The sequence below is a fragment of the Ruminococcus sp. genome, assembly GCF_017650195.1.
In the GTDB taxonomy this organism is placed as follows: Bacteria; Bacillota; Clostridia; order Oscillospirales; family Ruminococcaceae; genus Ruminococcus.
On record NZ_JAGCFH010000086.1, the window covers coordinates 1 to 12,864 of the forward strand.

Annotated in this window: 16 protein-coding genes and 1 tRNA gene; 14 read left to right on the forward strand and 3 right to left on the reverse strand. The window is 44.0% G+C overall.

The genetic code is table 11. The features are described from left to right. The first annotated feature begins 41 nt into the window (after positions 1–41). The 7 genes from J6U00_RS03620 to J6U00_RS03650 all read left to right on the forward strand — a co-directional run bounded on the left by J6U00_RS03620 (position 42) and on the right by J6U00_RS03650 (position 6,162). The gene (locus tag J6U00_RS03620; RefSeq protein ID WP_296579012.1) at positions 42–557 is read left to right on the forward strand and encodes a 2-oxoacid:acceptor oxidoreductase family protein; all 516 of its coding nucleotides are present in this window, start codon (positions 42–44) and stop codon (positions 555–557) included. Then, positions 554–847, forward strand: a complete 294-nt coding sequence (locus tag J6U00_RS03625; protein ID WP_296579015.1) for a 4Fe-4S binding protein — start codon at positions 554–556, stop codon at positions 845–847. Before J6U00_RS03620 ends, J6U00_RS03625 begins: the two co-directional genes overlap by 4 nt. Further along, positions 844–2,016, forward strand: a complete 1,173-nt coding sequence (locus tag J6U00_RS03630; protein WP_296579017.1) for a transketolase C-terminal domain-containing protein — start codon at positions 844–846, stop codon at positions 2,014–2,016. Before J6U00_RS03625 ends, J6U00_RS03630 begins: the two co-directional genes overlap by 4 nt. Further along, on the forward strand, positions 2,006–2,902 hold the full coding sequence (locus J6U00_RS03635) for a thiamine pyrophosphate-dependent enzyme (protein WP_296579019.1): 897 nt from the start codon (positions 2,006–2,008) through the stop codon (positions 2,900–2,902). Before J6U00_RS03630 ends, J6U00_RS03635 begins: the two co-directional genes overlap by 11 nt. A gap of 109 nt (positions 2,903–3,011) precedes the next feature. After that, positions 3,012–4,352: an AMP-binding protein gene (locus tag J6U00_RS03640; protein ID WP_296579022.1), complete on the forward strand. Its 1,341-nt coding sequence runs from the start codon at positions 3,012–3,014 to the stop codon at positions 4,350–4,352. Between the two features lie 168 nt (positions 4,353–4,520). Then, positions 4,521–5,687: an aminotransferase class I/II-fold pyridoxal phosphate-dependent enzyme gene (locus J6U00_RS03645; protein ID WP_296579025.1), complete on the forward strand. Its 1,167-nt coding sequence runs from the start codon at positions 4,521–4,523 to the stop codon at positions 5,685–5,687. Between the two features lie 4 nt (positions 5,688–5,691). Further along, positions 5,692–6,162 (forward strand): S-ribosylhomocysteine lyase, encoded by a 471-nt coding sequence (locus J6U00_RS03650; RefSeq protein WP_296579026.1) that lies wholly within the window; start codon positions 5,692–5,694, stop codon positions 6,160–6,162. 168 nt (positions 6,163–6,330) lie between these two features. On the opposite strand, the gene J6U00_RS03655 is transcribed toward J6U00_RS03650, so the two are convergent. From J6U00_RS03655 to J6U00_RS03665, 3 genes are all read right to left on the reverse strand, one after another. Continuing rightward, positions 6,331–6,415, reverse strand: a tRNA-Leu gene (locus J6U00_RS03655). A 15-nt stretch (positions 6,416–6,430) separates the two neighbouring features. Continuing rightward, entirely contained in the window at positions 6,431–6,934 is a 504-nt protein-coding gene (locus tag J6U00_RS03660) for a hypothetical protein (RefSeq protein ID WP_296579028.1), read from the reverse strand. A gap of 253 nt (positions 6,935–7,187) precedes the next feature. Next, entirely contained in the window at positions 7,188–7,736 is a 549-nt protein-coding gene (locus J6U00_RS03665) for a hypothetical protein (protein ID WP_296579030.1), read from the reverse strand. A gap of 376 nt (positions 7,737–8,112) precedes the next feature. Here J6U00_RS03665 and J6U00_RS03670 point away from each other — a divergent pair, with 376 nt between their 5' ends. The 7 genes from J6U00_RS03670 (at position 8,113) to tsf (ending at position 12,860) form a co-directional block, all read left to right on the forward strand. Continuing rightward, positions 8,113–8,361 (forward strand): TM1266 family iron-only hydrogenase system putative regulator, encoded by a 249-nt coding sequence (locus J6U00_RS03670; RefSeq protein WP_296579032.1) that lies wholly within the window; start codon positions 8,113–8,115, stop codon positions 8,359–8,361. Positions 8,362–8,373: 12 nt separating this feature from the next. Further along, positions 8,374–8,841: a pyridoxamine 5'-phosphate oxidase family protein gene (locus J6U00_RS03675; protein WP_296579034.1), complete on the forward strand. Its 468-nt coding sequence runs from the start codon at positions 8,374–8,376 to the stop codon at positions 8,839–8,841. Between the two features lie 17 nt (positions 8,842–8,858). Next, positions 8,859–10,310 carry a [FeFe] hydrogenase H-cluster radical SAM maturase HydG gene (gene hydG / locus J6U00_RS03680; RefSeq protein WP_296579037.1) on the forward strand — a complete coding sequence of 484 codons (1,452 nt, stop codon included), beginning with the start codon at positions 8,859–8,861 and terminating at the stop codon, positions 10,308–10,310. Positions 10,311–10,400: 90 nt separating this feature from the next. Beyond that, positions 10,401–10,571, forward strand: a complete 171-nt coding sequence (locus tag J6U00_RS03685) for a hypothetical protein (protein WP_296579040.1) — start codon at positions 10,401–10,403, stop codon at positions 10,569–10,571. Positions 10,572–10,647: 76 nt separating this feature from the next. After that, positions 10,648–10,947 carry a YlmC/YmxH family sporulation protein gene (locus J6U00_RS03690; RefSeq protein ID WP_296579042.1) on the forward strand — a complete coding sequence of 100 codons (300 nt, stop codon included), beginning with the start codon at positions 10,648–10,650 and terminating at the stop codon, positions 10,945–10,947. Between the two features lie 160 nt (positions 10,948–11,107). After that, the gene (gene rpsB, locus J6U00_RS03695; protein ID WP_296579044.1) at positions 11,108–11,857 is read left to right on the forward strand and encodes a 30S ribosomal protein S2; all 750 of its coding nucleotides are present in this window, start codon (positions 11,108–11,110) and stop codon (positions 11,855–11,857) included. Between the two features lie 85 nt (positions 11,858–11,942). Then, positions 11,943–12,860 (forward strand): translation elongation factor Ts, encoded by a 918-nt coding sequence (gene tsf, locus J6U00_RS03700; protein WP_296579047.1) that lies wholly within the window; start codon positions 11,943–11,945, stop codon positions 12,858–12,860. The last annotated feature ends 4 nt before the right edge of the window (positions 12,861–12,864 follow it).

Consider the following 12,864-nt stretch of genomic DNA (forward strand, 5'->3'; position numbering starts at 1 on the left):
GGTGTATAATTAAAACATACCAAAATGATAGGAGAACTATTATGAACGAGATAATATGGCTTGGACGAGGCGGACAAGGTGCATTTACTGCTGCTAAGCTTCTCGGTGCAGCCTATACAATAGATGATAAAAAAAAATATGCGCTTGCATTTCCTTCCTTCGGTCCAGAGAGAAGAGGAGCTCCCGTAAGAGCCTTTACAAAACTTGACACAAAGCCAGTTGCAGACAGGAGCCAGACGGAAAAGGCTGACTATATCGTTATAATTGACGATACTCTTTACAGTCCTCAGCTGCAAGAACTTCTGAAACCTACAGGAAAAATAATAGTGAACTCCAAAAAAGACATCAGCGGAGCTCTTTCTTACGATGCTGACAGCATAGCAGCTGAGTTCAGACTTCCCACTGCAAATACAGTAATGTTCGGGATCCTTGTCGGTCTTTCGGGAGTTGTTGCATCAGATGAAGCAGTAGAGGCTATTAAAGGCTATATGCCATCTAAAATACAGGAGCGCAACATAAACGCACTCCTTAAAGCTGTGCGGGAGGTGGCAAAATGAGACCTTATATTAGAGAAAAAAAGACGTTTTCTTTTAGTGAAGTACCTGAGAACACCTCTTTTGAAGCCGGCTATCTTACAACGGTAAACAGCGGCTGGCGCAGCGTCAGACCTGTTATCGACAACGCAAAATGTGTAGGCTGTGAGCAGTGTTATCTTTACTGTCCCGACGGTGTGATTTCAATAAAAGACGGTAAGGCTACAATTGACTATGACTTCTGTAAAGGCTGTGGTATATGCGCTAAGATATGCAGGATTAAAGCAATAGAAATGGAGGCGGAGCGCAAATGAGCACCAAATTTTTATCAGGTAACGAAGCATTTGCTGAGGGTATACGTCTTGCGCGTCCGCAGGTAATATCGGCTTACCCCATAACTCCACAGACGATAGTTGTGGAGCGGCTTTCTGAAATGGTGGAGGACGGTAGTCTTACTGCCGAGTACGTACACGTTGAGTCAGAGCATTCCGCTCTCTCGTGCGCTATCGGCGCAAGTGCCGCAGGCGCCAGGGCCTTTACGGCTACTTCGTCACAGGGACTTCTTTATATGGCTGAATGTCTCTATTATGCAGCTGGTGGACGCTTCCCAATAGTTATGATGAATGCGGACAGATCAACAGCTCTTCCGTGGAATATCTACGGCGACCAGCGTGATAGCCTATCACAGCTTGACAGTGGATGGATTCAGGCTTATGCCGAGAACGCACAGGAGGCGCTCGACCTTGCACTCATGAGCTACAGGATAGCAGAAAATGAAAAGGTATCCACTCCTTTCATGGCAAATCTTGACGGCTTTATACTTACACATACCTATGAACTTGTGGATATCCCAGCTCAGGAGCTGGCAGATCGTTTCCTTCCGCCTTATGTGACCGAAAACCGTATCGATTTTGATTCACCGCGGAATATGGCTTTTTCAGCAGGTCCCGATACTAATTTCATCTTCAAATATAAGGAACATAAAGGCGTGCTTGCAGCCCGTGAGGTAATAAGTGATACGGAGAAGGAGTTCGCAGAGATATTTGGCAGGAAATATACAGGTCTGACCGAAAATTACCGCACAGATGACGCTGAGTATATCATCGTAACACTAGGTAGTATAGCAGGTTTGTGCCGTGAAACTGCGGATAAACTAAGAGAAAAAGGCGTAAAGGCAGGAGTTGTGAGAATACGCTATATGAGACCTTTCCCTAATAAGGAAATAGCTGATGTTATAAAGAAAGCAAAGGCTTATGCAGTTCTCGAAAAGGATATCAGCTTTGGCAACGAGGGAACGGTTTACACCAATGTTAATTCGGCACTGAAAAAGGCTGGAATAGAAGTCAGGGGCAGTAATTATATAGGCGGTCTCGGAGGCAGGAATATCTCCGCCGAGGATATAGAAAAAATCTACAGCAGTATTGCAGATGGCGCGGAAGGCATTGAATTTATTGGAATCGGAGGCGACGAAAATGGCGAATAAGGTCGCGGACAGCATATCACGTGAAGAATATTTCTATGGGCATAAGGCGTGCGCAGGCTGCGGCGGCAGTCTTGCAGTAAGAGCTGCGCTTAAGGTACTGGGACCCAATGCGGTATCAGTGCTCCCAGCAGGCTGTATGTCTGCGGTAGGCTTCAATTTCCCTCAGCTTTGCTTCTCCAACAATTCAATAATATCAACTTTTGCCGGTACAGCTTCCATGCTCACAGGCGTTGAGGCTGGTCTCAGGGCAAAGGGATACAAGGACTTTACAGCTGTTGGCTTCGCTGGTGATGGCGGTACTGCTGATATCGGTATACAAGCTCTTTCCGGAGCTATAGACAGAAATGATAACATCATCTATATCTGTTACGATAACGAGGCATATATGAATACCGGCATACAGAAGAGCGGACTTACACCCTTTGGTGCAAGGACGACAACAACTCCTGCTGGAGTAAATATCCACGGAAATATCCGTCCCAAGAAGAATATGTTCGAGATTGCGGCTGCTCATGATATACCTTATGCGGCAACTGCAAGCGTGGGATATATTTACGACTTCATTCAGAAGGTGCAGAAGGCATCAAGGATACAGGGTACAAAGTACATCCATGTTATCGCACCATGCCCCACAGGCTGGGGAGTAGCTCCAGACGAAACAGTTGACATCGCAAAGGAAGTAGTGGACTGCGGACTTTGGTATCTTGCGGAATACGAAAACGGAGAATTTACTCTTAACAACAAGCCGAAAGAATTTACAAGCGTAGAGGCTTACCTCAGAAAGCAGGGACGCTTTAAGCACCTTACAGACGTGGATATACAGACCATAACCGCTTCAAGGGATAAGAAGTGGGAGTATATAAACAAAAATTTTTGCTATAGGTAAGAACTATAGCCCTTGATAAAGCAATGGTATTGGACAAATATGAAAATGTGCTGTATAATTTAATCATACCAAACAGATATGAAATATATGAATATGGAGGATAAATACAATGAGCAGAGATATCAACAATAAATACTGGAACGAGGAACTTGAAACCCTTCCCCGTGAGGAGCTGGAAAAGAGACAGCTTGAAGATCTTAAGGAGATCGTGAAGTTCGCTTATGACAATGCCCCCTATTATAAGCGTTCCTTTGATGAGGCAGGCGTTAAGCCTGAGGACATCAAGACCCTAAAGGATATTCAGAAGTTCCCTTTTATTAATAAAAAGACTCAACGCGACACACAGGGCGTAGGTTCTTTCCTTGGTGAACTTGCTGCGGTACCTGAAGAGGATGTAGTATTTATATCTACTTCATCAGGCTCCACAGGCGTACCTACCATGAGCCCTTTCACAAAGAAGGACTTTGACGAGTTTCAGGATACAGAGAGCCGTTGGTTCTGGCAGATAGGAATGAGACCAAACGACCGCTATGTACACGCGCTTAACTTCTCACTTTATGTCGGCGGTCCTGATGTAATCGGTGCACAGAACCTTGGTGCATTATGTATCTGGGGCGGAACTCTTCCTAGCGAGAGACTTCTGTTTATACTGAAAACATATAAGCCTACGATTATATGGACTTCGCCCTCTTATGCATGGCAGCTTGGTGAAAAGGCTCTCAAGGCAGGCTATGATCCGAAAAAGGATTTCAATATCAAGAAGATAATCGTTGCAGGTGAACTCGGTGGCTCAATCGACGCTACTAGAAAAGCTATCGAGGATATATGGGGAGCTGAGGTGTTCGACTTCTATGGTCTGTCCGATATATTTGGTGCCTGCGCCGCACAGTGCGAATACCATGACGGACTTCATATTGCTGAGAACCACATTTTGGTCGAGACAGTTGATATCCATACAGGCGAGGTTTTGGAACCTGGTCAGACAGGTGAGCTCGTATTTACAACGCTCCGTAAGCACGCTCGTCCTCTTATCAGATTCAAGACAGGCGACATCGGACGCATAGACATTACGCCCTGCAAATGCGGACGCACACACGGCAGGATACATATTCTCGGCAGAAAGGACGATATGTTCATTGTTTCCGCTGTTAATGTATTCCCAAGTGATATCGAAGCTGTTATCCGTGAGCAGAGCGATTTGACAGGCGAGTATCTTATCCGTATTTTCGAGAAGGACTTTACAAGTAAGTATGCAGTTGAGGTCGAGAAGGCAACAGGTGTTGACAAGGACGACGATACAGTTGCATCAGAGGTAAGTGCGGCACTTAAAGCTCGTATCGGAGTAAAGCCTGCAAAAGTTATAGTTCACCCAGACGGCGGACTTGATACACGTTCCGAGCATAAGTCAAGACGTGTTATCGACGAGAGAAATATTGACTACAACATCTGATAATGATATAATATTAATGCGTAATTCTGAATTCGTAATTATGGTATCGTTTACGCGATGATTTAAATTATTTTAATACGTTTGCGACAGCTGATACCAATAATTACGCATTACGCATTGTGAATTAAAAGGGCGGTTATCCGCCCATTTTATTTAAGGAGAACTATTATGCCAGAACTTTCAAATCGTACAGCTACCTTTACAGATTCCGTCATAAGACGTATGACGAGGATATCTAATAAATACGGCGCGGTAAATCTTTCACAGGGATTTCCAGATTTTGAGCCGCCTAGGGAAATACTTGACCGCCTTGCAGAGGTTACAAGAGAGGACTTCCACCAGTACTCCATAACATGGGGAGCACAGAACTTCCGCGAGGCTCTTGCTGAGAAACAGTCAAGACTCATAGGAAGACAGATAGACCCAAACGGCGAAATAGTAGTCACCTGCGGAAGTACAGAGGCTATGATGGCTGCCATGATGAGCGTAACGAATCCTGGTGACAAGGTAATTGTGTTCTCGCCTTTCTATGAGAACTACGGCGCGGATACTATACTTTCAGGTGCAGAGCCGATATATGTTCCGCTTATTCCGCCCGAGTTCAGCTTTGATGCCGATGTACTTGAAGCTGCTTTTAAACAGCACCCTAAGGCGTTGATACTTTGTAATCCATCTAATCCGTGCGGAAAGGTATTCACTTATGACGAGCTGAAAATAATCGCTGACCTTGCAAAAAAATATGACACCTTTGTGATAACCGATGAGGTCTATGAACACATCGTTTATGCACCTCACAAGCACGTTTATTTTGCTTCGCTTCCTGATATGTGGGAGAGAACTATTTCCTGCTCGTCGTTGTCAAAGACATACTCTATAACAGGCTGGAGACTAGGATATGTAATAGCTCCACCGGAAATAATAGATACCGTTAAAAAGGTACATGACTTTCTAACAGTCGGAGCAGCTGCACCCTTGCAGGAGGCTGCTGTTACAGGACTTCGCTTCGGCGATGATTACTACAAATGGCTTCAGGATAAATACACCGAAAAACGTGATATTTTCCTTAAGGGGCTTGACGATATCGGCATACAGCATACTGTCCCTCAGGGAGCTTACTATATTCTTCTTGACATCTCGGAGTTCGGCTATAAGAGCGACCTTGTGTTCTGCGAAAAGCTTGCTGAATTTGTCGGAGTAGGAGCTGTTCCTGGATCCAGCTTCTTTAAAGAGCCTGAGAACCGTTATATAAGGTTCCATTATGCTAAGAAGAACGAGACGTTGGAAAAAGCTCTTGAACGTTTGAGTGATATAAGAAAGAAAATGCCTAGGGAGTGAGATAATGAAGACAATAGCAAGCTTCACAGTAGACCATGATACACTTGAAAAGGGGATGTATGTCTCCCGTATCGACGGCGACGCCGTGACTTACGACATACGCATGAAAAAGCCAAACGGAGGTGATTATCTCAGCAACGGGGCTCTTCACACCTTTGAGCACCTTTTTGCTACTTATGCACGAAACAGCAAGTTTTCCGACAGCGTTATTTATGTCGGACCTATGGGCTGCCGCACAGGTTTTTATCTTATCCTCAGGGACAGGGTAAATAATGAGCAGGCTATAAGGCTTGTTCAGGATAGCTTCCGTTTCGTTGCTGATTTCAGTGGAAAGATACCGGGCTCTGAGCGTAAGGAGTGCGGGAACTATCTTGAACACGACCTTGAAGGTGCTAAATCGGTAGCTGCAGATATGCTTGGAGTACTTGAGAATTACAGTGCAAAGCAGTTGTGTTATGTTAAAGCAGATCAATAATGATGACAGAATTGATTAAATACCGTATGAATAGGAAAAGGGCCGCAGTTTTAATTGCGGCTTGCTATTTGTCAGTATACACACGAAATATTCTTTACGTGTTCCGATACCTGATATCAAGATAAGAAGCAAAAAAGAAAAAAAGCCCGAATAATCGGACTTTTTGAATGGTGCGGGTAACAGGAGTTGAACCTGCACGGATTTCTCCGCCAGAACCTAAATCTGGTGCGTATGCCAATTTCGCCATACCCGCATATATGAGGTCAGATTAGAGCTCATCCATCTGGCCGTTGTTGTTGTCTTTATTCTTTATTTCTTCGTATGTCTGAGTATAGGGATCCTTGATATTCCACTGTGAAGTATCAATTTCCTGATTCCTAAATCGTGTATTGAAATACGGAAAACCGTCCTGCTGTTCGAGCCAGTGATATTTTTTATTTGCTATTACATTGATAACAGTACACAAAACACATATCGGAGCCACAAAAGCGACCAAAGGAACTATGGTTGAAATTAAAAGGGTTAATACAGGTGCTGAAACAGCAAAAATATCCTTGTGAAGATAAGCTCCGCAGAAGCCGGCAGCCAAAACTGCACCACTTATTATTGCACCTAATACTGTATAAAAAGAACCGCCGAGAAAACCAAGGTACAATTCTGCAAATGCAATCATACCAAAAATGACGATATAAAATAGCGCAATGGAATTATAGCATCTTTGACATCTTTTGTATGTTAATCTTTTTCGACCGTATTCTTCGTCCAAATCCATAGCTAATTCCCTCATTAATTTGTGGGTGAGTGCTTTTATCAAACTGTAGCAATAGTTATTATACATTATATCTCTTGATTTGTCAAGTAAATGAGAAGAAAGAAAAGTCAACAATTAAAAAATAGGAGACGAAAGGCATCAATTTTGGCGAAATCACGGCATAAAATTACCGAGCCTGTAATTTCAAGCTCGGTAATACTGTTTTTTAGTTAATGGAAGCTGACTAATATCGTTCCACTTGTGCGCACAGATATTATTGTTTGACAGCCTCATTCTGAAGAACGTTTTTTTCGGTTGCCTGAACATTCTGCTCCGGCTCGTTTTTGATCTGCTCCTCAGTATTATTCTGAACAGGAGGTGTCTGTTCAGTGGGAGTTTCCTGTGCAGGAGTGTTTTGAACGGGAGCATCAGGCTTTTCAGCTTCATGCTTTATCTCCTCAGAATCAGGAGCCTTCTCGGACTCTGACGGCTTAGTAGCAGGCTTGCTGTCAGCTTTTTTATTGTTTTTGGCTTCAGTTTTCTTTTCGGCTTCTTCTTTTTCAGCTATATCGCCCTTTGACTCAATAAAAAGGTCGTCGTCTGCGATGCTGCCGACAAATCTGAGCTGTTTCACGGGGATTCTCTTTAAAGGAGAATATATAAAGGCTTTGCAGGAATAATTCTGTTCCACGAGACCTCTTTTTTCGCAGAGGACTCTGTTGCCGTCTTTAGTCCTCTTACCGTACATACAGTAATCGCACTTGGGCTCGATTTTTTTATCGAAATACTTAGCTCCGCCCTGGAAAAATGAGAATAAACCCATTAATAATCACCTCAAAAATAAATCTAAATTCAGTATATCACAAATAGAAGTATTTGTCCAGTGATTTTTGAAAAATTATATAATTTTTTTAAAATTGCTTTTAGGGATTAGGTAAGCTGCACAAAAATCGGCAGTAATTTATAATGTTATAGACTGCTAACATATTAACATTGACAATATAATAACAATATGCTATCATAATAACAGCGGAAGGCAGGATTTATTCTGTTTTTGGCTTCAAAAATTATTGTTTTCGGGCATCAGAGTGAAAACTCTGTTATCGGATGGCAGTTGAGCTATTATGTATGCAGATACTATCCGTCCGTCCATGGGCGGATTTTTTATTGACTGCTTTTCAGCCTGCAAAGGAGGAGAAATGGAAAACAAGAGAATTGCTGTAGCGGCTATTGTTATCGACGAGCAGTCTGCTTCCGTTGAAGTGAACAACGTGTTGCACGAATACAGCGATATAATCATTGGCAGAATGGGTATCCCTTATAAGGAACGTGGAATATCGCTCATTTCGGTCGCTCTTGACGCAGAGCCCGATGTGATAAGTAGTCTGACCGGCAGGCTCGGACAGATACAGGGAGTATCAGTCAAGGCAGCTATTTCCAAGAAGTAACGGGAGAGCATTATGCGAAGAAATGAACGTGAGATAACGGATAGCGTTGAGATAGAGAGCTTTATTGCTGGTGAGAAGATAATGCGCGTAGGTTTCAATGATGGTGGCGAAGTATATATAGTACCAGTAAATTATGGCTATACTCTTTACTGTGGGAAATACACGTTTTATTTTCACGGAGCTGTTGCAGGCAGAAAGTACGGGCTTGCCCTGAAGAAGCCCTGTGTCGGCTTTGAGATAGATGGCGGATATGAGCTTGTCAAAGCTGAGAATGCCTGCGGTCATTCTGCAAGATTCTGTAGTGTGATCGGAACAGGGGTTCTTTCTGTTATCGATGGTGATGAAGAAAGAAAATCTGCACTTGAATGTGTGATGAAACACGTGGCAGGCAGAACAGGACTTGAATACGACAGTAATGTGCTCGGACGTACTGCAGTATTTAAACTTGATGTAAAAACGATGTCTTGTAAGTCAAAATAAAATTGGAGGAAAAAAGTATGTATGATGTTAAGTCTATGAATGCAGATGAATTTATAAATGACGAGGAGATAAAGGCTACTCTTGAGTATGCGGAGCAGAATAAGCACAACCGTGAGCTTATTGAGCAGATATTGGAAAAGGCTAAGCCGAAAAAGACCGGAAGAGGTGTTGAATGTGCGGGCCTTTCACATCGTGAGGCAAGTGTTCTTCTAGCCTGTGATATACCGGAAATGACCGAAAAAATGTATGAACTGGCGAAGGAGATAAAGCAGGCGTTCTACGGAAACAGGATAGTTATGTTCGCACCGCTGTATCTCTCGAATTACTGCGTTAACAAGTGCGTATACTGTCCGTATCATATACAGAATAAGGAGATACCTCGTAAGAAGTTGACACAGGAGGAACTTCGTCAGGAGGTCATCGCACTTCAGGATCTGGGCCATAAGCGCCTTGCTATCGAATCAGGCGAGGATCCTGTCAATAATCCTATCGAGTATATCCTCGAATGTATTAATACTATATATTCTATCAAGCACAAGAATGGCGCTATCCGCCGAGTAAACGTAAACATTGCAGCCACAACTGTCGAGAACTATCGCAAGCTTAAGGAAGCTGGAATAGGTACATATATACTATTCCAGGAGACATATCACAAGGAGAGCTATGAGAAGCTTCATCCGGCAGGACCAAAACATAACTATGCATATCATACTGAGGCAATGGACAGAGCCATGGAGGGCGGCATAGACGACGTAGGTCTTGGAGTTCTCTTCGGACTTGACAAATACAGATATGAATTTGCCGGACTTCTTATGCACGCCGAGCATCTTGAAGCTGTACACGGCGTAGGTCCTCACACTATCAGTGTTCCAAGACTCAGGAGAGCTGCCGATATTGATCCTACAGCCTTCGATAACGGCATCGACGACGACACATTTGCAAAGATAGTTGCATGCATAAGGATTGCCGTTCCGTACACAGGAATGATAATCTCCACGCGTGAGAGTGAAGCCTGCCGTGAGAAGGTCCTTGGACTTGGTGTATCCCAGATATCAGGTGGTTCGAGAACATCTGTCGGCGGTTATGCCGGATATACCCCTGAGGAGCGTCCTCACGATACCGAGCAGTTCGACGTATCAGACCAGCGTTCGCTGGACGAGGTAGTAAAATGGCTCATGGAAGGCGGATATATCCCGTCATTCTGTACAGCTTGCTACCGTGAGGGACGTACAGGTGACCGTTTTATGGCGCTCTGCAAGGTGGGACAGATTCAGAACTGCTGTCACCCCAATGCTCTTATGACTCTTCAGGAATACCTTTCCGACTACGCTTCGCCCGAGACAAGAGCTGTCGGAGAAGCTCTTATTGCACGTGAGATACAGAACGTCCCCGATGAAAAGCGCCGTCAGAGAGCAATGGATTACCTAGATGAGATAAAGAACGGCGGCAAGCGCGATTTCAGATTCTGAGACGCTCCCGAAAGCAGCACATCTTTTCATTTGACAAATAATGGCTGCTGTGATAAAATACATTTATAATATTTTATGGAGGACAGGATAATGTACAAAACATTGATGATGATAGCGACAATTGCTCCTCAGACTGGCGACAACTTCCCGAGAGGCGCTCTTTTCACTATAGTAGGTGCAGCAGTGCTCCTTGCAGTCGGTACAGCTGTGTTTGCCAAGAAAAAAGGCAATGACAGCAACGACGACGAGGATGATGAATAAAAACAGTGCGGCAGCTTTATGAGCTGCTGCATTTTTTCTGTGTATATCAGCATATAATCTTGGAGGGGTGTAGCATATGCTTCTTGGATTTGAGGATATTTGCAGAAAGGAAGTCATTGACGCAGTATCTGGTGAAAGATTAGGATATATCGATGATATAGAGATAGATACCCAAAAAGGAAGTGTCGAATCTCTTGTAATATACGGTGAAGCACGGCTTTTCGGGCTCCTTGGTAGGGAGAGCGATACTGTCATCGCCTGTTCTGATATTAGGGTGATAGGCGATGAGGTAGTACTGGTAGAGCGTAGTAGGAAGGAAACAAAGTCGAATTTGACAAAAAGAAGTAAAAATCGTTTTTTAAGTTTGTTAAAATAGACATAGCGGAAACACTTGAAAAATAGAGCATGAAATGATATAATATTAAGGCAATTCACACGCCTGTATTTTCAGCGGTTGGTGCGCGGATATCTGTGTTGCTGCTGAGCAAGGTACGGCGGAGGATTAATAATAACCAATTTTTAAGGAGGACTACACCATGGGAGTAGTATCAATGAAGCAGCTTCTTGAAGCAGGCGTTCACTTCGGACACCAGACAAGAAGATGGAACCCGAAAATGGCTCCGTACATTTTCACAGAAAGAAACGGAATCTACATTATCGACCTTCAGAAGACAGTTAAGAAGCTCGAAGAGGCTTATATGTTCGTTCGCGACATTGCAGCTCAGGGCGGCGAGGTTCTTTTTGTAGGTACAAAGAAGCAGGCTGGCGACTCTGTTAAGGAAGAAGCTACAAGAGCCGGCGCACATTATGTAAACGCAAGATGGCTGGGCGGTATGCTCACAAACTTTAAGACTATTCAGACAAGAATCAAGAGACTTGAGCAGCTTCACACAATGGAGGAGGATGGCACATTTGATCTTCTTCCTAAGAAGGAAGTTGTTAAGCTCAACCTTGAGATAGAGAAGCTTGAGAAGTTCCTCGGCGGTATTAAGACAATGAAGAAGCTCCCCGCAGCACTCTTTATCGTTGACCCCCGTAAGGAAAAGATCGCTGTAGCTGAGGCTAAGAAGCTGAATATCCCGATTGTTGCTATCGTAGATACAAACTGCGATCCAGATGAGGTAGACTATGTTATCCCTGGCAACGATGATGCTATCAGAGCTGTAAAGCTCATCGCAGGCACAGTTGCAAATGCTGTTATCGAAGGCAGACAGGGCGACGATGCTACTGTAGCTGAGGAGGCTCCTGCTGAGGAAGCTGAGACAGCAGAGGCTGACGCTGAATAATCATTATACATGAGAACAATCAAAAACCCGAACTAACCCTTCGGGTTTTTGCGAATTATAATATAAAATACAGGAGGTAATAACAATGGGAAAAGTTTCCGTTGCAGAAATTAAAGATCTTATGAAGTCTACAGGCGTTGGCATGATGGACTGTAAAAAAGCTCTCGAAGAGAACGATGGTGATATGGATAAGGCTATCGAGTTCCTCAGAGAAAAAGGACTTGCCACACAGGCTAAGAAGAGCGGCAGAGCTGCTGCTGAGGGCGTAGTTACAGCTGTTGTTGATGGTAATGTAGGCGTTCTCCTCGAAGTAAACACAGAGACAGACTTTGCTGCAAACACAGACGATATTAGGAACTTTGTTGCTAACGTAGCAAAGACAATTATCGAAAAGAATCCTGCTGACGTTGAAGCTCTCAAGAATATGCCTATCAGCGGCGGTAGCGGCACAGTAGGTGAGGCTCTCACGGAGCTCGCAGGAATGAAAATCCGTGAGAACATCGTTATTCGTCGTTTCGTAAGACTGGAAGGAAAGCTTGCTTCCTATATCCATAATGGCGGCAGCATCGGCGTCCTCGTAAAGATGGATACTGACCTTTCTGCTGATCAGGTAGCTGTTATTGGTAAAGATGTAGCTATGCAGTCTGCTGCTCTTAATGCAGCATATCTGTGTCGTGAGCAGGTTCCGGCTGAGGTGCTTGAGAAGGAGAAGGAGATCATGATGGCTCAGATGGCTGAGGATCCCAAAATGGCTTCAAAGCCCGAGCAGGTTCGCGCTAAGATCGTTGAGGGCAAGGTAGGCAAGTATTACACAGAGAACTGCCTCCTCGAGCAGGCTTTTGTAAAGGACGATAAGCTTTCAGTTCAGGGTTATGTTGATGCTGAGGCTAAGAAGCTCGGCGGTTCTATTAAGGTCGTTGACGTTGTTCGCTATGAGCGCGGCGAAGGTATTGAGAAGAAGGAAGACAATCTTGCTGACGAAGTAGCAAAGATGATAAAGTAAAGTA